21 protein-coding genes and 3 pseudogenes are annotated in these 18446 nt (G+C 56.2%); 17 read left to right on the forward strand and 7 right to left on the reverse strand.

Annotated elements, in window-relative coordinates; genetic code table 11:
- Positions 1–9 precede the first annotated feature (9 nt).
- From PSQ19_RS09455 to flhA, 11 genes and pseudogenes are all read left to right on the forward strand, one after another.
- The gene (locus PSQ19_RS09455) at positions 10–234 is read left to right on the forward strand and encodes a flagellar hook capping FlgD N-terminal domain-containing protein (protein ID WP_282220572.1); all 225 of its coding nucleotides are present in this window, start codon (positions 10–12) and stop codon (positions 232–234) included.
- Positions 200–775 (forward strand): flagellar hook assembly protein FlgD, encoded by a 576-nt coding sequence (locus PSQ19_RS09460; RefSeq protein WP_282220573.1) that lies wholly within the window; start codon positions 200–202, stop codon positions 773–775. The genes PSQ19_RS09455 and PSQ19_RS09460 overlap by 35 nt, the downstream gene beginning before the upstream one ends.
- A gap of 159 nt (positions 776–934) precedes the next feature.
- On the forward strand, positions 935–1213 hold the full coding sequence (sciP, locus tag PSQ19_RS09465) for a CtrA inhibitor SciP (RefSeq protein ID WP_282210485.1): 279 nt from the start codon (positions 935–937) through the stop codon (positions 1211–1213).
- 351 nt (positions 1214–1564) lie between these two features.
- Positions 1565–2989 carry a flagellar basal-body MS-ring/collar protein FliF gene (fliF, locus tag PSQ19_RS09470; RefSeq protein WP_328517754.1) on the forward strand — a complete coding sequence of 475 codons (1425 nt, stop codon included), beginning with the start codon at positions 1565–1567 and terminating at the stop codon, positions 2987–2989.
- A complete protein-coding gene (locus tag PSQ19_RS19370; RefSeq protein ID WP_328517755.1) occupies positions 2949–3137 on the forward strand; it encodes a hypothetical protein in 189 nt (62 codons plus the stop codon). Before fliF ends, PSQ19_RS19370 begins: the two co-directional genes overlap by 41 nt.
- 5 nt (positions 3138–3142) lie before the next feature.
- Positions 3143–4231, forward strand: coding sequence for a flagellar motor switch protein FliG (gene fliG / locus PSQ19_RS09475; protein WP_282220574.1), 1089 nt, complete (start codon positions 3143–3145; stop codon positions 4229–4231).
- Positions 4232–4233: 2 nt separating this feature from the next.
- Entirely contained in the window at positions 4234–4506 is a 273-nt protein-coding gene (locus PSQ19_RS09480; protein ID WP_282220575.1) for a FliH/SctL family protein, read from the forward strand.
- Positions 4454–4876: a FliH/SctL family protein gene (locus tag PSQ19_RS09485; RefSeq protein ID WP_282220576.1), complete on the forward strand. Its 423-nt coding sequence runs from the start codon at positions 4454–4456 to the stop codon at positions 4874–4876. Before PSQ19_RS09480 ends, PSQ19_RS09485 begins: the two co-directional genes overlap by 53 nt.
- A gap of 62 nt (positions 4877–4938) precedes the next feature.
- Complete coding sequence (gene fliN, locus PSQ19_RS09490) at positions 4939–5229, forward strand: flagellar motor switch protein FliN (protein ID WP_282220661.1); 291 nt, start codon at positions 4939–4941, stop codon at positions 5227–5229.
- A 12-nt stretch (positions 5230–5241) separates the two neighbouring features.
- Positions 5242–6609: pseudogene (flbD, locus tag PSQ19_RS09495) on the forward strand (sigma-54-dependent transcriptional regulator FlbD).
- Positions 6610–6621: 12 nt separating this feature from the next.
- Positions 6622–8753: pseudogene (gene flhA / locus PSQ19_RS09500) on the forward strand (flagellar biosynthesis protein FlhA).
- A 70-nt stretch (positions 8754–8823) separates the two neighbouring features.
- On the opposite strand, the gene PSQ19_RS09505 reads toward flhA, so the two are convergent.
- Positions 8824–9135: a YciI family protein gene (locus tag PSQ19_RS09505; RefSeq protein WP_282220577.1), complete on the reverse strand. Its 312-nt coding sequence runs from the start codon at positions 9133–9135 to the stop codon at positions 8824–8826.
- A gap of 199 nt (positions 9136–9334) precedes the next feature.
- Between PSQ19_RS09505 and PSQ19_RS09510 the strand changes: the two genes are divergently transcribed.
- From PSQ19_RS09510 to PSQ19_RS09525, 4 genes are all read left to right on the forward strand, one after another.
- Positions 9335–10408, forward strand: a complete 1074-nt coding sequence (locus PSQ19_RS09510) for a zinc-binding metallopeptidase family protein (RefSeq protein WP_282220578.1) — start codon at positions 9335–9337, stop codon at positions 10406–10408.
- A 335-nt stretch (positions 10409–10743) separates the two neighbouring features.
- Entirely contained in the window at positions 10744–11298 is a 555-nt protein-coding gene (locus tag PSQ19_RS09515; RefSeq protein ID WP_282220579.1) for a PRC-barrel domain-containing protein, read from the forward strand.
- 70 nt (positions 11299–11368) lie between these two features.
- Complete coding sequence (locus PSQ19_RS09520) at positions 11369–11710, forward strand: PRC-barrel domain-containing protein (protein ID WP_282220580.1); 342 nt, start codon at positions 11369–11371, stop codon at positions 11708–11710.
- Between the two features lie 194 nt (positions 11711–11904).
- A complete protein-coding gene (locus PSQ19_RS09525) occupies positions 11905–12831 on the forward strand; it encodes a PRC-barrel domain-containing protein (RefSeq protein WP_282220581.1) in 927 nt (308 codons plus the stop codon).
- 8 nt (positions 12832–12839) lie between these two features.
- Here PSQ19_RS09525 and fliJ read toward each other — a convergent pair.
- Positions 12840–13258: pseudogene (gene fliJ / locus PSQ19_RS09530) on the reverse strand (flagellar export protein FliJ).
- Between the two features lie 24 nt (positions 13259–13282).
- Complete coding sequence (gene fliI, locus PSQ19_RS09535; RefSeq protein WP_282220582.1) at positions 13283–14644, reverse strand: flagellar protein export ATPase FliI; 1362 nt, start codon at positions 14642–14644, stop codon at positions 13283–13285.
- Positions 14645–15070: 426 nt separating this feature from the next.
- On the opposite strand from fliI, the gene ctrA reads away from it, so the two are divergent.
- Positions 15071–15778 carry a response regulator transcription factor CtrA gene (gene ctrA, locus PSQ19_RS09540; protein WP_282220583.1) on the forward strand — a complete coding sequence of 236 codons (708 nt, stop codon included), beginning with the start codon at positions 15071–15073 and terminating at the stop codon, positions 15776–15778.
- A 173-nt stretch (positions 15779–15951) separates the two neighbouring features.
- Here ctrA and PSQ19_RS09545 read toward each other — a convergent pair whose 3' ends face one another.
- From PSQ19_RS09545 to PSQ19_RS09560, 4 genes are all read right to left on the reverse strand, one after another.
- Positions 15952–16317 (reverse strand): response regulator, encoded by a 366-nt coding sequence (locus PSQ19_RS09545; RefSeq protein WP_282220584.1) that lies wholly within the window; start codon positions 16315–16317, stop codon positions 15952–15954.
- 72 nt (positions 16318–16389) lie between these two features.
- Complete coding sequence (locus PSQ19_RS09550) at positions 16390–16743, reverse strand: histidine phosphotransferase family protein (protein ID WP_282220585.1); 354 nt, start codon at positions 16741–16743, stop codon at positions 16390–16392.
- A complete protein-coding gene (locus tag PSQ19_RS09555; protein WP_282220586.1) occupies positions 16652–16993 on the reverse strand; it encodes a hypothetical protein in 342 nt (113 codons plus the stop codon). Before PSQ19_RS09555 ends, PSQ19_RS09550 begins: the two co-directional genes overlap by 92 nt.
- Before the next feature lie 210 nt (positions 16994–17203).
- On the reverse strand, positions 17204–17632 hold the full coding sequence (locus PSQ19_RS09560; RefSeq protein ID WP_282220587.1) for a YHS domain-containing (seleno)protein: 429 nt from the start codon (positions 17630–17632) through the stop codon (positions 17204–17206).
- Between the two features lie 242 nt (positions 17633–17874).
- Between PSQ19_RS09560 and PSQ19_RS09565 the strand changes: the two genes are divergently transcribed.
- A complete protein-coding gene (locus tag PSQ19_RS09565; protein WP_407649149.1) occupies positions 17875–18387 on the forward strand; it encodes a DUF1134 domain-containing protein in 513 nt (170 codons plus the stop codon).
- The last annotated feature ends 59 nt before the right edge of the window (positions 18388–18446 follow it).

Below are 18446 nucleotides of genomic sequence, written 5' to 3' on the forward strand. Positions count from 1 at the left end.
GAGAAACCCATGGCAATCAGCGGCGTATCCAACACCACCTCGGTCAATTCGTCCTCTTCGTTAGCGGGGTCGAGCGCCGGGCTTGCCGACAATTTCGATACCTTTCTCAATATCCTGACCACCCAACTGAAGAACCAGAACCCGCTGGACCCGATGGATACCAACGCGTTCACCCAGCAACTGGTACAATTCAGCGGCGTTGAACAACAGGCTCAAGACCAACAAGTTTCTTGAATCGCTGATGCTTTCGAGCCAGAGTTCGGTCAACACTGATGCCGTTTCCTATATTGGCAAGGAAGTCACCGCAGCAGGCGTTCAGGCCGACTTGAAGGATGGTGGTGCCACGTGGGCCTACAACGCCCAGGCACAAGCCGCCAGCGCCATCGTCACGATCAAGGACGCCCAAGGCAACGTGGTTTATTCCGAAACCGGTTCACTGGCCCAAGGTCCGGGAAATTTCCTCTGGGATGGCAAAGGCTCGGACGGCACCATCAAACCCGATGGGACCTATACCATTTCCATCGACGGCAAAAATCTGGCTGGCCAGAATGTTGCCATCAGCACCTCCACCACCGGCATTGTGTCGGGCGTCGATTTTTCGGGTGCCGAGCCGGTCCTTACCGTTGGACAATCCAAGGCTCAAGCTGTCGTCCGTAACCAATGTGAAAATCGCCGGGACAGGAACGACGTCCGCCGATCCCAACAGCTGAACCTGACCCAAAACAGGTCAACTGCCATTGAATTACGCCGTGAGTATTTGCTCACGGCGCTGTGATTCAAGCGGAAACAGGACGTTACGCGTCTCTCATAGAGATTTCCGCAATGATATGAATTCACTGATCATTCTTAACCTGTTGTAAGTTTCCCCTTAGGGCTATTTTAAGTTCATTACCCTACTCTTTGGCTACTATGGTCAGGTTGAGTAGAGAGTAAAATGACCGTACAGATGCGACCACGCGTTAAGTACGTTATCGGACCGGACGGAAGTCCGCTCACGATTGCAGATTTGCCTCCGACAAATACTCGGAGGTGGGTCATCCGCCGTAAAGCAGAAGTCGTTGCCGCTGTGCGCGGTGGGCTGTTGAGCCTCGAAGAGGCCTGCGCCCGCTATACGCTCAGCGTCGATGAGTTTCTGAACTGGCAGGCTGCCATCGACAAGCACGGGCTTGCCGGATTGCGCACGACCTGGATCCAGCACTATCGCGAAGGCTAAGGGGTAATTCCCAGCCCAGACTGTTCAAAACCCGCCCGGGGATGCCCGGGCGGGTTTTGCTGTTTCTGGAATGCCCGTTCCCTATTCGTCTCCGCGACGTCAAAGGAGCTTGTCTTGCCCGATGGTTTTGATTCGATTGATTCATCAATCCCTTAACCAGATCGGCACTTTTTGCCGAAATTTGCATTCTGGTTCCAACGGTTAAGACAATCTTTACCATCAGCTAGGTAATTTTTGCCTATGGCGATGTGTCCCGAATCCGCAGGCGCTGCCCAGTTCAGGAATAGAGTGCAGGCGTGAATAATATAGGCTCAATTTCTCAACCGCCTAGGCCTGCCGCGCGTTGCCGCCATGGCCACCGTTGCGGTACTGATGCTGGGCTTTTTCGCCTTCCTAGTCATGCGGGCATCAACCCCAACACTGGCCCCGCTCTATACGGGGCTGAGCCTTGAAGATTCAAACGCCATCGTCACCGAACTGCAAAGTCAGAACGTGCCCTTCGAACTGCGTGGAGAGGGTGACACGATCTTGGTGCCCCGTGATCAGATTACCACCCTGCGCATGAATTTGGCTGGATCGGGCCTGCCAACTCGTGGCCAGGTCGGTTACGAGATTTTTGACCAGCAGAACACATTGGGTGCGACCAGTTTTGTTCAGAATATCAACAATGTGCGTGCGCTGGAAGGCGAACTCGCCCGCACCATCACCTCGCTGGCCCGGATCAAAAGCGCACGGGTGCATCTGGTCCTGCCCGAGCGTAAGCTGTTCAGTCGGCAGACCCAGTCGCCTTCGGCTTCGATCGTAGTGGGCGTGCGCGGTGACCTGTCATCGGGCGAAATTCGTGCTGTACAGCACCTTGTTGCCTCGGCCATTGAAGGGCTGACACCGGCCAATATCTCGATCGTCGATGACAAAGGCACGCTATTGGCCTCCGGCGGCGACGACACTGGCGAGGGCGCCATTGCCGGGGAATCAGCCGAGCGAACTCGTGGCTATGAAAACCAGATGCGATCGCGGGTCGAGGAAATGCTGACCAATGTTGTCGGTCCCGGCCGTGCGCGCGTCGAAGTCAGCGCCGAACTGGATTATAATCGCTCAACGACTACGTCGGAAAAGTTCGATCCCGACGGTCAGGTTGTCCGCTCGACCCAAGTCAGCGAATCCAAGAACCTCTCCGGCGGCGCTGATGGTCAGGTTACAGTGGCCAATGAACTGCCCGGTGCCAGCCAGAATAACGGCACCGGCGGCGCTACCGAACAAGGCAGTAACAGTCAGGAAGTAACCAACTACGAGATTTCAAAGGTCACACAAACAGCCGTTACCGAAGCGGGCAGCATCAAGCGCCTCTCGGTCGCAGTGGTAGTCGATGGCGTCTATAGCGATGATGGTCAGGGCAATCAGGTCTATTCGCCGCGTTCACCAGAGCAAATCGCGCAACTGACCACGTTGGTGCGCTCCGCTGTTGGATATAGCGAAGCGCGCGGCGATACGGTCGAAGTGGTTAATCTGCAGTTTGCATCACGTCCCGACCTCAGCCTGCCCGGTGACAGGCTCCAGCGGTCTGTTGGACTTTACACGCGACGATATCATGAACGGGGCGGAAATGGCGGTTACGTTGCTGATAGCCTTGGCACTGGTGTTCTTTGTCATGCGGCCCCTTCTCAAGCGCGTACTGACTCCCGAAACCGAAGTCCTGCCGCTCCCTTCGGGGGCCACTGTCGGCAATCATTCGGTCATGAACGCAGATGGCGAACTGGTACCCGATCAGGTGGGTAAAAGTGATCCTGCCCAGGATTGGGTATCAAATGCCAAATCCGCGGGAGAATCCCAGTCCCAGACACTAAAGACGGTTGGCTCACTGGTCGAAGAAAACCCCAAGCAAGCCGCGCTTATCGTGCGCGACTGGCTTGGTAACGCGGCGTAATAGTCATGGCATTGGTCTCACAATCTAACGCAAGTCCCGCCCAGTCTGCCGCCGCTGGCGCTGGTGCAGGTTTGGTCGTCGGCACCGACGCACGATATCGCGTCCTCAGCGGCGACGAAAAAGCCGCGGCGCTGCTGCTGGCGCTTGGGCCGGACTATGGCAAGCCGATATTCGACGAATTGGATGAACTCGAAGTCAAAAGCCTGTCGCGCGCAATGGTGCGTCTGGGACCGATAACCCAACAGATGCTGGACGAGTTGATGATCGAATTTGTTACCAGCGTTTCAACAACAGGAACCTTGGCCGGCAATACGGACACCACCGAACGCCTGCTCCTGTCGTTTCTGCCCGCTGAAAGGGTCGATTCCATCATGGAAGAAATTCGTGGCCCCGCCGGTCGCAACATGTGGGAGAAGCTATCCAACGTGCAAGAAGACGTACTGGCCACCTACCTCAAGAACGAGTACCCGCAGACCATTGCGGTTGTACTGTCCAAAATTGCCACTGACCACGCCAGCAAGGTGTTGGCCGCCCTGCCTGAGGAATTGGCCATGGATGTGGTCCAGCGCATGCTCGGGCTCGATCCGGTACAAAAGGAAATCCTCGAAAAAATCGAAACCACCCTGCGGACCGAGTTCATGTCGACCTTGAGCCATGCCAAGCGACGCGACAGCCACGAGCAGATGGCAGAGATCTTCAACTCGTTTGATCGCCAAACCGAAGCCCGCTTCCTCACAACGCTCGAAGAGAATAGCCGCGACGATGCCGAGCGCATCAAGGCACTAATGTTCACCTTTGAAGACCTGTCGCGGCTTGAAGCCTCCGCCATTCAAACGCTGCTGCAAAAAATGGACAAGAAGGATCTTGCCCTGGCACTCAAGGGGGCCAATGAACAGGTCAAGGAATTCTTCTTCGAGAACATGTCAGCACGCGCCGCCAAACTGCTCAAGGACGACATGGAAGCCATGGGGCCGGTGCGCCTGAAGGATGTCGACGAAGCACAAGGACGCATGGTCTCAACTGCCAAGGATATGGCGGCACGCGGCGAAATAATCATCGTCAAGTCCAACTCTGACGAACAGATGGTGGCGTAGTTATGGCCGCACCCGCTCGCTTTACCTTCGATCTCGACCTTGGAGGGCACTCGTCCACACGCCAGCCGAACGTGCCGGAAAATCTGGTCAGCCAACTGGTAGCACAGGCGCGAGAGGAAGCTTATGCCCAAGGCCTTGCTGAGGGCGAAAAGAGTGCCACCGCGGTAGCTGCAACAACCATCGCCAACGCCGCCAGGCTCTATCGCCGAGCGAACCGCCGCCATGAGCGCCAGCATAGACCAGGCCAGCCAGACCAATCTTCGCGAGGCGGTTGAGTTGGCGGCCAGCATTGGCCGTAAACTTGCTGCCAATCTGTTGTCACAGCAGCCCACCGCTGAACTTGAGGCGCTGATCACCGAATGCATGGCAAATCTTGAGGACGTGCCGCATCTGGTCATTCGCTGTCATCCAGAGGTGGCGGATGCTGTGCGCGAGATTGCCGCCGGAAACATGACAACTTCAGGATTTACCGGCAGGCTCGTGGTCATGGGTGATCCCGAACAGAAGCCCGGCGACGGCAGACTGGAGTGGGTCGACGGCGGTCTGGTGCGCGATATTAACGCCATCTCCCAATCAATCGATGAACGCATAAATGCCTATCTTGCCAGCCGAAGCGGCACCCCACCCCAGGAGACTGAGCAATGAGTAATTCCGACAGCACGCTCGACAATGACGTGACAGCCCAGGAGCCCATGAACCTCGAGGAGATGGCGCCATCGGCGCGGCGCGGTGGTAGCGAGCCATATCAGGAAAAATCCGCGGCCGATCTTGAGGCGGTTTTCGACGTTCCCGTCCGCATTTCTGTCGTCCTGGGGCGCACCAAAATGCCGGTTTCCAATCTGCTGAAAATGGATGTGGGCACGGTCATCGAGTTGAACCGGCAGGTCGGCGAGGCCGTCGAAATCTATGTCAATGAGCGATTGGTAGCGCGCGGGGAAATCGTCCTCGTCGAGGGACGCCTCGGCGTCACAATGACCGAAGTCATCAAAGCCGCCTAGGAGGGCATCATAATGCGATTACTGATTGTTGGTGCACTGGAAGGGCAACTGAGCGAGGCAACCAAGCTGGCAATGCAGGGCGGCGCCAAGGTTGCGCACGCCCCATCCATTGAAATTGCACTGGCCACCTTACGTGCCGGGCGCGGCGCCGACCTGCTGCTCGTCGATGTTATGATGGACATTGCCGGACTGATCGCCGGGCTCGCCGCCGAGCGCATTGCCATTCCGCTGGTCGCCTGCGGCGTTGAAACCAATGCCGCGGCCGCCGTCAATGCCATCCGGGCCGGCGCCAAGGAATATATACCGCTCCCCCCGACGCGGATCTCATTGCCGCCGTCATCGCCGCCGTCGCGCGTGATGCCAGTGAGTTCCTGTTTCGCGACCCGGCGATGGAACGGGTGGTCAAAATGGCCGACCAGATTGCCGGCTCCGACGCCAGCGTCCTGATCACCGGCGAGAGCGGTACTGGCAAGGAGGTTGTCGCAAAATATCTCCACGCCCATTCCAAACGCGCCGCCAAGCCCTTCATTTCCATCAATTGCGCAGCCATTCCCGAGGCTCTGCTTGAAAGCGAACTTTTCGGACACGAAAAGGGCGCATTCACTGGCGCGATTGGGCGGCGCATTGGTAAGTTCGAGGAAGCCAACGGCGGCACCTTACTGCTAGACGAAATCTCGGAAATGGATTTCCGCCTACAGTCAAAACTCTTGCGCGCCATTCAGGAGCGCCTGATAGATCGCGTTGGCGGCAACAAACCAGTGCCAGTTGATATTCGCATTCTGGCCACCTCCAACCGCAACCTGAACGAAGCGGTCCGCGAAGGTTCGTTCCGCGAGGACCTGATGTTCCGGCTCAACGTGGTTAATTTGAAGCTGCCTGCCCTGCGAGACCGTCCAGGTGATATCGTCGCGCTGGCCGACCATTTCGTTGCCAAATACGCCAAGGCCAACGGCCTGCCCGCCCGCACGCTTTCGCCTCAGGCTCATACAGCCCTGCTCGGCGCCCCTTGGCCGGGCAATGTGCGCGAGTTGGAAAACACCCTCCATCGTGCCGTGCTGCTGTCACAGACCGATATTATCGGTCCAGATGCTATTTCCTTACCCGACGGCACGGGGTTGAACGAAGCGACGGCGGCTCATTCACTGTCGGCCCAATTGGCACAGACAGCTGAAACCATGTCGCGTGCCATGGTCGGGCGCACAGTCGCCGATGTCGAACGTGATCTGATCCTGGATACACTCGACCATACACTAGGCAACCGCACCCATGCGGCCAATATTCTGGGTATTTCCATTCGCACCCTGCGCAACAAGGCTCAACCAATATGCCGATGAGGGCACACCTGTGCCTGGCCCCGGCGAACAGCGCTCGGTCGCGTAAGGGAGCCATAAAGTGGCTGACATTCCAACCGGCAATGGCCCACTAGGCGGGTTCAAATTACCCTCCTTCCAGACCGTTTCAGCAACGCTGCGGTCTGGCGACATCGCGCTCGCCACCGGCGTCATGGCGATAATCGTCATTCTGATCCTGCCGATGCCACCGATGCTGCTCGACGGGCTGCTCGCCATTTCTATCGTTTTCTCGGTCATGATCATGATGACCGCGCTCTTTATTCAAAAACCGCTGGAATTCTCATCCTTCCCAACCGTCTTGCTGATCGCCACAATGTTGCGGCTCGGCCTGAACCTGGCCACAACGCGCCTGATCCTGTCAGAAGGTCATACCGGCACCGACGCCGCCGGCAATGTCATTCAGGCCTTTGGCCATTTTATCATGCGTGGCAATTTTATTATTGGCGTCGTGGTTTTTGCTATTCTCGTCGTGGTCAATTTTATCGTCATTACCAAGGGTTCGGGGCGCATTGCCGAGGTCGCGGCCCGCTTCAGCCTCGATGCCATGCCCGGCAAACAGATGGCCATCGACGCTGATCTGAGCGCTGGTCTCATCGATGAGGACACGGCCAAGTCCCGCCGTGCCGAACTAGAAGGTGAAAGCGCCTTCTTCGGCAACATGGACGGTGCCTCCAAATTCGTGCGCGGTGACGCCATCGCCGGGCTGATCATCACCTTTATCAATGTCATTGCCGGCATGATCATTGGCGTCATGCAAGAAGGTTTGACATTTTCCGAAGCGGGTAATGTTTATACGCTCCTGACCATTGGCGATGGACTTGTCTCGCAAATTCCCGCCCTGATCGTTTCGACGGCCGCGGGCATTCTGGTGTCCAAGTCAGGCGTAACCGGGTCAGCGGACAAAGCCCTGGCACGCCAGTTTACCGGCTATCCCAAGGCGTTGGGCATGTCCTCGGCGGTTATGACGCTTCTGGCATTCTTGCCCGGCATGCCGTTTATTCCCTTTATCACGCTGGCAGGTGGCGTCGGCTACATGGCCTACCGCTCAATGAAAGCGAGGGATGCTGCAGCGCTGCAGCCTAATCCGGCTGAACAGGCAGGCTCGCGAGGCCGAGGCGGCCCAGCCAACAGAAGCACCAATCAGCGACAGCCTAAAAATCGATGAACTCAAACTCGAACTGGGCTATGGCCTGCTTTCGCTAGTCAAGGAAGATGAAAATGGTTCGGATCGCCTGACCGAGCAGATCAAGGCACTCCGTCGCCAGATGGCCGTCGATCTTGGCTTTGTCATGCCCCCCGTCCGCATTCTGGACAACATGCAGGCTCGAACCAAACGATTATAAAGTCCGCATCAAGGAGGTGGAGGCCGGGGCTGGCCAGATATTTGCCAATCAACTGATGGTCATGGACCCCTCTGGCAACCAGATCAGCCTGCCCGGACATCACACCACTGAGCCGACATTCGGACTGCCCGCGACCTGGATCGATCCGGCGCTGCGTGACGAAGCCGAACTCCAGGGTCTATCGATCATTGATCCCTCGACCGTCATCTCGACCCATCTGACAGAAGTGCTCAAGGCCAATGTCGCCGATCTCTTGAGCTACACCAACGTGCAGTCGTTGTTGTCGGGCCTGCCCAAGGAACAGCAAAAGCTGGTCGAGGACATTGTACCCGGCCTGATCAGCGTGTCGGGCATCCAGCGCGTGTTGCAATCGCTGCTCAATGAGCGAATCTCGATCCGCGATCTGTCATCTATCCTCGAAGCACTGGCCGAAATCGCTGGCGGCGGGCGCTCCACGCAAACCATTGTCGAACATATCCGCTCGCGTCTGTCGCGCCAGATTTGCGCCGCCAATCTTGGACCCGATGGCAATCTGCCCCTATTGACGCTATCGCCACAGTGGGAACGAGACTTTGCCGAAGCCATGGTCGGTGACGGCGATAACCGCCATCTGGCCATGGCGCCATCCCGGTTGCAGCAATTCATCGCCGCCATTCAGCAAGGATTTGAGAAAGCCGCGCAAATGGGCGAAATTCCCGTCCTTATCACCTCGCCCTCGGTGCGACCGCATATTCGCTCGATCATTGACCGATTCCGCCCCCAAACCGTGGTCATGAGTCAGAACGAAGTGCACCCTCGCATCAAGCTGAAAACCGTCGGCAGTATCTAAAACGGGGTAAGGCAAAGCCCGCCACAGGTGGCGGGCTCATCATGGAAGTCATCGCAATCGCAGATGCTCGCTACATTTCAATAACTTCAGCCACCTCAATTGTACCGCCAGCATCCAACTGCGGACAGCCTTTGCCAAACTCGATAGCCTGGTCGATGCTTTCAGCCTTGACGATTGAAAAGCCACTTAATGGATTGGCGCCGCCATCATTGGTGACCCCCTTGGCACTGACTGTCTTCGACATACCCACTGGATTGCCGGGATCTACCATGGAATCGCCCAATCCCTTGATCCACACATTCCATTGTTCCATGACCTTGGCACCTTCTTCGGGTGTTTCGGGCATTTTGCCACCATGATAGGCGAGGACGTAATTGGCCATTCTCGTTCTCCCGTTTCTGATCTGGCTGCTCATTGCGCGGTTGGTACCAAGCCATAGCGTTGCACAGGACCGACGGGTTGCCAATTAATCCTTTGGACCCTGATCGGTCATCACATCGGCATAGTGGTGGCATAAAATTGCGGTGGAACGTCTCGTAGCTTGAATCATTGATGCTCACCACTCAGCCGGAATCTTCCATATGAAACTGTTCACTTGCAGCAACTGCGGCAACACGCTCTATTTTGAAAATACCCAGTGTCAGCGTTGTGGCCACCAACTGGGCTACTATCCGCAAGCAAACCAACTTTTATCTCTGGTTGAGAACCAACATACATGGATCAGTCCTCAACTTGCCGACAAGGCATTTATCTACTGCGACAATGCGCGCCATGCCGCGTGCAACTGGTTGATCGAGGCAGAAGAGGATGGTGACATCTACTGTTTAGCCTGCCGTCACAACCAGACCATCCCCGACATAGACGATCCCACCAACCTTAGCCGCTGGCGGACAATCGAACACGCCAAAAAGCGGTTGTTTTATTCGCTACTGCGTCTGAATTTACCACTTGCGACCCGCAGTCAGGACCCAGCGCATGGTTTGAGCTTCAAATTTCTGGCGCAAGGCAATGCCCATTCCCGTCCGGTAATGACCGGCCACGACCATGGCGTCATCACAATCGCATTGGCCGAAGCCGACGACGCCGAGCGCGAACAGCGCCGTAGCGCCATGGGTGAACCCTATCGCACCCTGCTGGGTCACTTTCGGCACGAAACCGGCCATCATTACTGGGATTTACTGGTTTCAGAGACACCGGCATTGAACCAGTTCCGCACCCTCTTCGGCGATGATTCACAGGATTACAAGCACGCGTTGGACCAATATTATGCCAACGGTGCCCCCGTCACCTGGCCCGACAATAATATCAGCGCCTACGCAAGCGCCCACCCCTGGGAAGATTTTGCCGAAACCTGGGCGCACTATTTGCACATTGTCGATACGGTCGAGATGGCTCGCGCCTTTGGTATTCAGTCTGGTGCCGGCTCAGACCAAACATTAACAATGCCCACAAATTTTGATCCCTACACCGTCCCCGATTTTGCTTCCATCATGCAACATTGGGTGCCGCTGGCGTCGCTGTTGAACAATCTCAATCGCACCATGGGGCATCCCGATGCCTATCCGTTTGTTCTCAGTCCCAACGTGATTGCCAAGGCTCGATTTCGTGCACGATATTGTACATCGTTCAAACACAATCAGCAGCCCGGCGCCTGAGCAGCGACGTGGGTTCCGTTAACCACTTAGTATGCTCTTAACCGCTTGGGCAAACAGAGTTACCCCTGCCCTCAATCCTGCGCTATCGTCGTTCACGTGGGCAATTGTGCGCGCTAATAGTGCAGGCTCCCCAATGATACCCGCCAGGGAGGCGGAAAGGTCAGCCAGTCAATGGCTGGCCTTTTTATTTATGCCAAGTTGAAAAAACGCCTTGGAACAACTGCGGAATACTCGCGTTGTCTCACCATCGCTAACAGGCCGCACAATGCTCCACCGGCAAAGTTTTGCATCATGCGGCCCCGTTCAAAAGTAACAATGAACCTGACGAGGATATTATGATCCGCACCCTTTTGGCTACTACCGCTCTCACAATGTTGCTCAGTGCCGGCGCCATCGCCCAGGAAAAGGCACCCGCTGATAATATGGCAACGCCAACTGAGAATGCAGCGCCCGCAGACAATACAGCGCCTGCAGACAATGCAACACCTGCCGACAATGCTGCGCCCGCCGACAAGATGGCGACACCTGCAGACGCCGGCATGGCAAAATCTTTCGACATGGCGCAAGGCTATCAAGTTGCCGACACCGATAATCTGGCAACGCGCTTGATTGACCAGCCTGTCTATTCCTCGACCGGCGATGACGCTGAAGAAATTGGTAATGTTACCGATCTGGTGTTCTCGGACGACGGGCGCATCACTGCCGCTGTCATTGGCGTTGGCGGCTTCCTTGGTATCGGTGAAAAGTCCGTCGCCGTTGATTTTGGTTCGCTGGACTTTACCGTTGCGTCGGACAACACTGAGCGCTGGGTACTGCCCACCACTGCCGACGAGGCTGACCGCAGCACCGGACTTTGTCTGGAAAGAAGACAAACCCGCCGATGCCAATAATGGCGCTATAGCACCAGCAGACAACGCCGGAGCAATGGCGCCTGCCGCACCAGCAGACAACGCAGGGGCCATGGCTCCAGTAACGCCAGCGGACAACACCGCCGTGACCAACAACGCCGGAAATCTGCCCACTGGATATACGGCTGTCACAGTTGAAGATTTGACAGCGGAAAATCTCCAGGGTGCCAAGGTTGTCGGCACCGACGGTGAGGACATAGCCGAGGTAGGCGACATGGTTCTGACCGAAGACGGCAAGGTTGATGCCATGCTGATCGACTTTGGTGGTTTCCTTGGCATGGGCCAAAAGCGCGTTGCCGTGGGCATGGATAATCTCAAGTTCGCCACGGACGAAGGCGGGCAGTATTTTGTCTATGTCGATTTCACCAAGGAACAGCCTCGAACAGCAACCTGAATACAATGCCGACACTTACGCCACCACGCGTGATGATCAGCGCATGGTCGCTCAATAATAGGTCAACCAAAGACTAAAGAGTTCGAGCAAGGCCGCACCAATGGTGCGGCCTTCACCATGTTTGGAACCACCAAAGTTCGTTCGACGTTGCTATATGGTCCCGCCGCGCGATGCGTCTAGAACAGGAACAGGTCATGATCCGTCAGTTACTCGGAGCAACAGTGTTGATCGCTAGCCTTGCTGGCCTAAGTCTCGCGCAGGAGGCACCCATAGCCACCTCCACTGAGTTGGAGAAGGTGGGTTTGACCCCGCCAACAGTCGTTTCGCAAGGTTATGAGGCCCAACCCGACGATCAGTTGACCTCTGTTATTGTCGGGCAGACGGTCTACAATTCGGCCGGCAGGGATGCCCAGGAACTCGGCACCATTACCGATCTCGTATTGAGCAGCGGCAACACCGTGTCGGCTGCGGTAATTGATGTCGGAAAGTTTGTCGGTGAAGACTCCAAGCTTGTCGCCGTCGACTTTTCGCAGTTGCAGTTGGTCACCTCCAGTGATGGCGGCCTTCGCTATGTTGCCTCGACGAGCCAGGACGCCATGACCGCCGCACCCACCTTTATCTGGGCCGACAGCGAAGCAGCAATCGGATCGTCAATGACGCCCGAGCAGGAGGCCTCTCAAATGGTCGACGGCGATCCAAACGCTACCGCGGTTGACCCAACAATCACCACTGACCAGCCGGAAACCGAAGGCAATATCGGCACCAGCAACAATGTCGATGGTGCCAAACCGACGCCCACGGACATTGCCACCATGAACCCTGATCAGCTTTATGGTATCGCGGTTTATGGGATCGACCAGCAGATCGGCACGGTCAATAATGTGGTCAGCAATCCAGACGGCACCATCGATGCCATCATTGTGGACGTCGGCGGATTTCTGGGGCTGGGCGCAAAACCGGTCGCAGTTGGCGTCGACAACATGAACGTCTCAATGGACGTCAACGACACGCGATATGTGTTTCTTAATACAACAAAGGCACAACTCGAGGCCCAAACAGCTTATGATCCGGCAAGCTATGAAGCCGACCGGACCAATCAACGCATGGTAATTGCGCCGTAAAACCTGATTTACTTGGCGTTGCGAAACCGCAGGCGCCCGATTTCGTCATATTCTGACTGCTCGACCTTGAGTTGCTCTGCCGCTTCGCGCTGGTTTTCGCGCTGGTCCAGTAGGCTCGACCTTTTTCAGGTCCTCAAGCGCCTCAGCCAGCGCGTCCTGCGCAGCCTCGAGTTTTTCGCGCATATCATTGGCTGATGCCAGCAGATTGTCACGACGCACCATGGCGGCCTTGGCAAAAGTCGAATAGGCAAAATGGGCGACGTCGGAAATGCCGGTCTTGGTTTGCTCAATCTCGATCTGTTGATCAAGGCTCTGTCGCCATGCGGACAAAGTCATTGACCATCATTTCGATCTGGCTGACCTGGCGTCGCTTCTCGTCGACTTGGAACTTTTTGAGCCGGATTAGGCTCTCGCTTCTCGATTTCACGACCTGTACTCCTTACACACCAAGTCAGTTCCGGAACGCGGACACATGGCGCTCCTTCAGTCCGTCGTCGCCGCGGCGTCCACAATTGCCTTGAGCCTGATCATAGCCCGCAGCAATTGTAGTCGTTTCTTCCCGTTGCTGGCTCAAGAAAGCCTCAAGCGCCGGGTTGATCGCGATGGCGCGGTCCACTTTCGGATCTGACCCCGTCCGGTAAGCCCCCAGCCGGATCAGTTCCTCCATGTCGGAAAATATCGACATGAGTTCTCGCGCTTTAACCAGAACCGGCCGGAAATCGGTCGGCACACACCCTGGCATGGTGCGCGATATGGACCGAAGCACGTTTACCGCCGGATAGCGTCCCCGCTCGGCAATCCCGCGCTCCATCACAATATGTCCATCAAGAATACCGCGTACGGCATCGGCAATGGGCTCATTGTGATCATCACCTTCCACCAAAACGGTAAATAAGCCGGTAACAGACCCCGAATTTACCATGCCCGGGCCCGCACGTTCGAGCAATCGTGGCAATTCTGTGAAAACCGTTGGTGGATAGCCCTTTGCGGTGGGTGGTTCCCCCACTGCCAACCCGATCTCGCGCTGCGCCATGGCAAAGCGGGTCAAACTGTCCATCATGCACAACACGCGCTTGCCCTGATCGCGAAAATACTCCGATACGGCCAGCGTCAGAAACGCCGCCTGCCGCCGCATCAGTGCCGCCTCATCTGAAGTCGCCACGATCACGACTGCTTTTTCAATGCCCGATTCTCCCAGATATTCCTGGATGAATTCGTGTACCTCGCGTCCACGTTCTCCGATCAGACCAATCACCGCCACATCGACATCGGTGTTACGGGCCAACATACTCATCAGCACCGACTTGCCGACACCGGACCCGGCAAAAATGCCTAATCGCTGGCCCTCGCACACCGTTGTGAATGTATTGAGTGCACGCACCCCAAGATCCAGAGGTTCGCCAACGCGAACCCGGTCATGGGCGGCCAAGGGCGACTGCCGCAAGGCATAAGGTTCGCCACCACGCGGCAACGGGCCCTTCCCATCTATTGGTTCGCCACCAGCATTGATCACACGTCCCAGCCAGCCAGCCGAAGGGAACATTGCACCATCATGGCGCTGGAACACGGCCTTGCATCCCAGCCTTACCCCCGCCAATTGCCCGAACGGCAGGCACAGCGCATGCCCGTCCTTGAAGCCGATGATTTCGCACGGCAACGGATCAGCGCCCGATGTCTCAATGATGACGCGCCCGCCAACGCGCAACTCCCGAACGGGACCAACGATTTCGATCAACAGTCCCTGCACGGCCTTGACCCGGCCGAACACTTCGACATCGTCGATCGCCTCGATGGCTGAGGTCAGCGCTTTCAATGTTTCGCCTTCCCTGTGAGTAAATGGTCAACCTTAACAGCCGTCCTCGAATCGAGCCTCGCCGCGAATCGGAAAGTAACAATACGTTAAGCTAAAAGCGTTAATAGGTGTCATTGGGATGTTTTTTCTGCCGGTCGGCACAACAGCCCCTTTCCCCCACATATTCGGTAATTGCATGAGTCGATTGAATCGGTTCCAGCGGCTACTTAAACCATTTTATTAAGAATATTTCTTGCAATTAGTCTTTATATTTCAATAAGTTAATATTAATTCACCTTACTGTCGTTTGCGTATTGCAGAGCGGAATTAAACTTTGTTAACTATTAGGGGCTAGGGTTTGGTCATATCCAGTAGGGTTGGAGTGAGGCCGCAGTCAGCAATGCGGGCCTCCATGTTCCAGCAGGAACGAATGGCAAGGGGAATATAATGCGGGTACTCCTTATAGAGGACGATAGCGCCACGGCGCAGAGCATCGAACTGATGCTCAAATCAGAGAGTTTTAACGTCTACACCACCGATCTGGGTGAGGAAGGCGTCGATCTAGGAAAACTATACGACTACGACATTATCCTTTTGGACCTGAACCTGCCTGACATGAGCGGTTACGAGGTGCTGCGCACCCTGCGTGTCGCCAAGGTGCAGACTCCAATCTTGATCCTTTCCGGCCTGGCGGGCATTGAAGACAAGGTTCGCGGCCTTGGTTTTGGTGCCGACGACTACATGACCAAGCCATTCCACAAGGACGAACTCGTGGCCCGCATCCACGCCATTGTCCGTCGCTCCAAAGGACATGCCCAGTCGGTTATCACCACCGGTGAGTTGACCGTCAATCTCGACACCAAGACGGTTGAGGTCCAGACCCAACGCGTGCATCTGACCGGCAAGGAATACCAGATGCTCGAATTGCTCTCGCTGCGCAAAGGCACGACACTGACCAAGGAAATGTTCCTCAACCACCTCTATGGCGGGATGGACGAACCCGAACTCAAAATCATCGACGTGTTCATCTGCAAGCTTCGCAAGAAACTCAGCGTTGCCACTGGTGGCAAGAATTACATCGAAACCGTATGGGGTCGCGGCTACGTATTGCGCGAACCTGATGAAAACGAAGGCTATTCCGAAAGCGTCGCCTGACCAATCGACTCCTCCACAGAGTTCGAAAAAACCCCGCGCCGGTTGGCGTGGGGTTTTTTGTTTTGTTTGCCTCGATTGTCAGCCAGTGCAAGGCGACCATGTGGTCCAAAAGGGAAATCGAGGATCAGCGCCGAAGTAACAAAGGCTCGTTGAGACGCGAAATGTTCGCAAACTCAGGCGGCGTCTGACAGCTGGAACTTGGCCTCAAGGATCGCTTGGTCAAACGGCTTCATCATATAGTCGCTGGCACCAGCCTTGAGGGCGAGCGCGATCGCGCCAATATCATTCTCGACCGTGCAATAGACCACCTTGGGTTTTTCCCCACCCTCGTAGGTGCGCAACAATTTGAGAAATTCCAGCCCGCTCATGATTGGCATGTTCCAATCAAGCAAAATGGCGTCGGGCATTTCCTGCTGACACTTGTCGATAGCTTCCTGCCCATCCTCGGCCTCATCAACCACATAGTCCATATCTTCAAGGATACGGCGGGCAACTTTGCGGACCACGCTGGAATCATCAACAATAAGACAGGATTTCATAATGGCCTCTAACCAATATTGTGTGGTTTACCAATAATGAGCGCAACTGCCTACAAAATGGTTAGCGCGCGCTTACTCGACCCCGCGTTCGGTCTCGCCGCCGCCGTCGACATCGACATCCGGCCCCGCAGGTATAGCGGTCAGGAAGAACGTCTCGTCCTTAAGGCCGATATCCAGCGCCATGTTGGTCAGTCGCGCCAACAGTCCGGTATAAAATGGCTGGATGCCACGCGCATCGACGGCCCCTTCTTCCGGCTCACCAGATAGAAGCCCCGCCACGCCGGAAGGTACCAGCGTGCGCTGGCGCTTTTCGGGATCGCTCCGGGTGGTAAATTCAAACTTCTCCGCGCCGGCATCGCCACTGATCGAAGCAGAAACCTGGCCGCCGCGCGGCACCGAGTTTGCCGCAATTAGCAACAGGTTCATGAAGAGCCTTGGCCTTATGCTTGGGCAAAAGTATTAGCGGCACATCCCATTCGAGGTCGGCTTTCTCGATCTCGAACAATATGCGCGCGACACGTTCGCACTCACGCGTGTCGATATCAGTGCCGGACGTAGAGGACGCGCCGTAGGCGAGCCTGGCAAATTCCAGCTTGGCGCGCGATTGCTTGGCCGCACTGGCGATCAGATCGCGCGCACCATCAGCCATTTCCGACTGAGCTGGATCTGCCAGCACCTCCAGTCCATTGCCAATGGCGCCGATGGGGTTGATCAGGTCATGGCAAACGCGCGAGCACAGCATGGCCGCCAGATCTGTTGCATTGAGACTCGATGATGTCGGCCATGAATTGTCTCCGTTCGAAGCGGCGCAATGCCGGTCAAAGAATCACTTGTTGAACATTAATGCGGGTATGGACCATTTGGAGCGTAAAATCTGCCCAGCGCCCTATTTGGTGGTCAGCAGCGGTAATAGTTCGGGCCAATGCTGGGTGCCCGCGCTCGCCGCGGCGTCCGGCGCCAATCGAAACGCTTCGCGATTGGCCGCCGAGTAAAACAGATACAACCGAGCCTTGAACACGGTATAAATGCTAGGATCGGCATCCGACAAAAATCCGCGCGCCATGCCCATGGCGCCGTGTCCGCCATATTGAGGAGCGTAGATATCAGGCGCCCGCTGAAATACGTCCTTGTTGGCGGCGTTGGCGAAGTGCCAGGGCACGCCACCCCAAACCACTTCATATTGCGCCTTCCCAGGCAGCGGCGCATCTTCGGAAAAATATGACACTGGATCCATGCCGTTGAGTGCCATACCCGTCAACGGATCGGTAATTATCGTGCCATTGAGCGATTGGGCAATGGCCGACGGTACCCACACACCTCCGGCGCCGCCCAATAACGGCAAAACAAAGGCAAGGATGGTTAAGATTTGTTTAGAGGTTTGCTTCATCATTGAGTCAATTGATCGACGCCCGGCCCGCTGCAGCTACCCAACGCTAACGCCATAGTCTTAAAGCTTCATAAGCCTGCGCCGAAATGCCCGCACTGGAGAGGCTCACCATGTTCAAGCGCCTCGCCTTAATCCTTGCCACGCTCGGCGCCCTGCTGGTGCCCACCCAAATGGTCGTGGCTCAGGTTGGTTCGGTATCGGACACGTTTTCGGGTGACGAACTAGTGTCGACCGGCAGCGCATTTTTCGGCTCTGTAGCCCAAGGGATGGCTTCGGTTGTTGAGCGCGCAGTGAGCCAATTCGGCCTGCCCAATGGCTATATATTGGGTCAGGATGCTGGAGGCGCTCTTTTCGCCGGCGCCCGCTATGGTGAGGGCCGTCTATATACGCGTAATGCCGGCGAAGTGCCGGTATACTGGCAAGGCCCCAGCATCGGCTTTGACGTCGGCGGCGATGGCTCCAAGGTAATGATGCTGGTTTACAACCTTAGCTCCACCAATGACATGTTTGGGCGCTTCGCCGGCGTAGACGGTTCCGCCTACATTGTAGGCGGACTGGGCATGACAGTGATTAAGTACCGCAATGTTGTCATGGTGCCGATCCGGTCAGGTGTAGGCGCTCGCCTCGGCATAAATGTTGGCTACCTCAAATTCACGGCCGAGCCGACCTGGAACCCCTTTTAGGCCAAATATCGGCGTTTTCTCGCGCCACACATGGCACAAACTCACACCTGTTATCGTGA

It is taken from the genome of Devosia algicola (assembly GCF_028816455.1).
GTDB lineage: Bacteria > Pseudomonadota > Alphaproteobacteria > Rhizobiales > Devosiaceae > Devosia > Devosia algicola.

What these genes read in the sequence shown, in the direction of transcription:
- PSQ19_RS09545 (WP_282220584.1), bottom strand. Translation starts at nt 16,317, where the DNA reads ATGAAATCCTGTCTTATTGTTGATGATTCCAGCGTGGTCCGCAAAGTT.
- sciP (WP_282210485.1), top strand. Translation starts at nt 935, where the DNA reads ATGACCGTACAGATGCGACCACGCGTTAAGTACGTTATCGGACCGGAC.
- PSQ19_RS09455 (WP_282220572.1), top strand. Translation starts at nt 10, where the DNA reads ATGGCAATCAGCGGCGTATCCAACACCACCTCGGTCAATTCGTCCTCT.
- PSQ19_RS09515 (WP_282220579.1), top strand. Translation starts at nt 10,744, where the DNA reads ATGATCCGCACCCTTTTGGCTACTACCGCTCTCACAATGTTGCTCAGT.
- PSQ19_RS09480 (WP_282220575.1), top strand. Translation starts at nt 4,234, where the DNA reads ATGGCCGCACCCGCTCGCTTTACCTTCGATCTCGACCTTGGAGGGCAC.
- PSQ19_RS09505 (WP_282220577.1), bottom strand. Translation starts at nt 9,135, where the DNA reads ATGGCCAATTACGTCCTCGCCTATCATGGTGGCAAAATGCCCGAAACA.
- fliN (WP_282220661.1), top strand. Translation starts at nt 4,939, where the DNA reads ATGGCGCCATCGGCGCGGCGCGGTGGTAGCGAGCCATATCAGGAAAAA.
- PSQ19_RS09550 (WP_282220585.1), bottom strand. Translation starts at nt 16,743, where the DNA reads ATGAACCTGTTGCTAATTGCGGCAAACTCGGTGCCGCGCGGCGGCCAG.
- PSQ19_RS09565 (WP_407649149.1), top strand. Translation starts at nt 17,875, where the DNA reads ATGGTCGTGGCTCAGGTTGGTTCGGTATCGGACACGTTTTCGGGTGAC.
- PSQ19_RS09520 (WP_282220580.1), top strand. Translation starts at nt 11,369, where the DNA reads ATGGCTCCAGTAACGCCAGCGGACAACACCGCCGTGACCAACAACGCC.
- ctrA (WP_282220583.1), top strand. Translation starts at nt 15,071, where the DNA reads ATGCGGGTACTCCTTATAGAGGACGATAGCGCCACGGCGCAGAGCATC.
- fliF (WP_328517754.1), top strand. Translation starts at nt 1,565, where the DNA reads ATGGCCACCGTTGCGGTACTGATGCTGGGCTTTTTCGCCTTCCTAGTC.
- PSQ19_RS09485 (WP_282220576.1), top strand. Translation starts at nt 4,454, where the DNA reads ATGAGCGCCAGCATAGACCAGGCCAGCCAGACCAATCTTCGCGAGGCG.
- PSQ19_RS09525 (WP_282220581.1), top strand. Translation starts at nt 11,905, where the DNA reads ATGATCCGTCAGTTACTCGGAGCAACAGTGTTGATCGCTAGCCTTGCT.
- fliG (WP_282220574.1), top strand. Translation starts at nt 3,143, where the DNA reads ATGGCATTGGTCTCACAATCTAACGCAAGTCCCGCCCAGTCTGCCGCC.
- PSQ19_RS19370 (WP_328517755.1), top strand. Translation starts at nt 2,949, where the DNA reads ATGAACGCAGATGGCGAACTGGTACCCGATCAGGTGGGTAAAAGTGAT.
- PSQ19_RS09510 (WP_282220578.1), top strand. Translation starts at nt 9,335, where the DNA reads ATGAAACTGTTCACTTGCAGCAACTGCGGCAACACGCTCTATTTTGAA.